Source organism: Hydrogenophaga laconesensis (assembly GCF_031457235.1).
Lineage (GTDB): Bacteria > Pseudomonadota > Gammaproteobacteria > Burkholderiales > Burkholderiaceae_C > Hydrogenophaga > Hydrogenophaga laconesensis.
The window spans coordinates 1-1,116 of record NZ_JAVDWE010000051.1 but is presented as its reverse complement, the minus strand read 5'-3'; the positions used below and the strand labels follow the sequence as shown (position 1 = coordinate 1,116).

The window sequence follows — 1,116 nt, the reverse complement described above, 5'->3', positions numbered from 1 at the left end:
TCAATGAGCCGCGCTACGTGACGCTGCCCAACATCATGAAGGCCAAGAAGAAGCCGCTGGAGACGCTCAAGCCCGAAGACCTCGGTGTGGACGTGACCCCCCGCATCAAGACCCTGAAGGTCAGCGAACCGCCCAAGCGCGGTGCCGGCGTGAAGGTGCCCGATGTGGCCACGCTCGTTGCCAAGCTCAAGACCGAAGCCAAAGTGATCTGAGGACTGAACAAATGACCGCACTCGTTATTGCAGAACACGACAACGCCTCCATCAAGGGCGCGACCCTCAATACCGTGACGGCCGCCGCCCAGTGCGGTGGTGACGTGCACGTGCTCGTGGCCGGCCACAACGCCGGTGAAGCCGCCAAGGCCGCCGCCGCCATCGCTGGCGTGGCCAAGGTGATCCACGCGGACGATGCTGGCTTCGAGCACGGCCTGGCCGAGAACGTGGCCGCGCAGGTGCTCGCGCTCGCCCCCGGCTACAGCCACATCCTGTTCCCGGCCACGGCCTCGGGCAAGAACGTGGCGCCGCGCGTGGCCGCTACGCTGGACGTGGGCCAGCTCTCCGACATCACCAAGGTGGTGAGCGCCGACACCTTCGAGCGCCCGATCTACGCGGGCAATGCGATCGCGACCGTGCAGGCCACCGACGAGAAGAAGGTGATCACGGTGCGCACGACCGGCTTCGACCCGGCCGCAGCCACGGGCGGCAGCGCAGCGGTGGAAACCGCCACGGCGGCCCTGGGTGATGGCAAGAGCGAGTTCAAGGGCAGCGAGATCGCCAAGAGCGACCGTCCCGAGCTGACCGCAGCCAAGATCATCGTCTCGGGTGGCCGTGCGCTGGGCAGCAGCGAGAAGTTCAACGAGGTGATGACGCCGCTGGCGGACAAGCTGGGCGCCGCCATCGGTGCGAGCCGCGCAGCGGTGGACGCGGGCTACGCCCCGAACGACCTGCAGGTGGGTCAGACGGGCAAGATCGTCGCGCCGCAGCTGTACATCGCAGCCGGCATCTCCGGTGCCATCCAGCATCTGGCCGGCATGAAGGACTCCAAGGTGATCGTGGCGATCAACAAGGACCCCGAGGCCCCGATCTTCTCCGTGGCCGACTACGGCCTGGAGGCCGA

Annotated in this window: 1 protein-coding gene and 1 pseudogene; both read left to right on the top strand. The window is 67.2% G+C overall.

All coding sequences use genetic code 11. The annotated features are described in order from the left end of the window. Window positions 1–212, top strand: a pseudogene (locus tag J2X09_RS27020) (electron transfer flavoprotein subunit beta/FixA family protein); the annotation flags it as partial. An 11-nt stretch (window positions 213–223) separates the two neighbouring features. Beyond that, the coding region (locus J2X09_RS27015; protein WP_204735979.1) for an electron transfer flavoprotein subunit alpha/FixB family protein at window positions 224–1,116 on the top strand (893 nt) is incomplete at its 3' end.